This window comes from Nocardia sp. 852002-20019_SCH5090214, assembly GCF_001665865.1.
GTDB lineage: Bacteria > Actinomycetota > Actinomycetes > Mycobacteriales > Mycobacteriaceae > Nocardia > Nocardia nova.
Genome location: NZ_LZMK01000057.1, coordinates 1 through 580, shown reverse-complemented (window position 1 = coordinate 580; position 580 = coordinate 1). Strand labels below are relative to the sequence as shown.

Annotated in this window: 1 protein-coding gene; it reads left to right on the top strand. The window is 69.1% G+C overall.

Going from position 1 to position 580, the window contains the following annotated elements; genetic code table 11:
• Nucleotides 1–573 (top strand): TraG/TraD/VirD4 family protein (locus A5780_RS06485; protein ID WP_156769389.1); only part of this gene is annotated, 573 nt, incomplete at its 5' end.
• Nucleotides 574–580: the final 7 nt, after the last annotated feature.

Sequence of the window (580 nt, the reverse complement as noted above, 5' to 3'; positions counted from 1 at the left end):
GCCGGTGGCCGGATGCCGACACCGATGCTGCTCGTGCTCGACGAGGCCGCCAATGTCGTGCGCTGGCGCGATCTGCCGAAGCTCTACAGCCACTTCGGATCCCGCGGCATCGTCGTGCTCACGATCCTGCAGTCGTGGGCCCAGGGCGTGCGCTGCTGGGGCGAGGACGGCATGAGGGCGCTGCTCAGCGCCACCAACGTGCTCACCCTCGGTGCGGGTCTCAAAGACACCGGATTCCTGCGTGATATCAGCGAGCTGGTCGGGTCCCACCACGAACTGGTGACCTCGACCTCGCGGGGCCGGCGCGCGGATTCGGGCACCGAATCGACCTCGCTGACCACCGAGGCCACTCTCACCGCCAGCGATATCGCGGCCATGCCCCGTGGGCGGGCGCTGGTGTTCACCTCCGGTCACCGCTCGACTCTCGTGCGGACCACGCCGTGGATGGAACGCGCCGACGCCGACCTCATCCGCGAATCGATCGCCGCACACGCACCCACCCAATCCGGCACCACCACGGCTGGCCCGCGCCTGCGTGCCGTGCCGTCTGACGAGGAGGACAACGCAGCATGAGCGACAC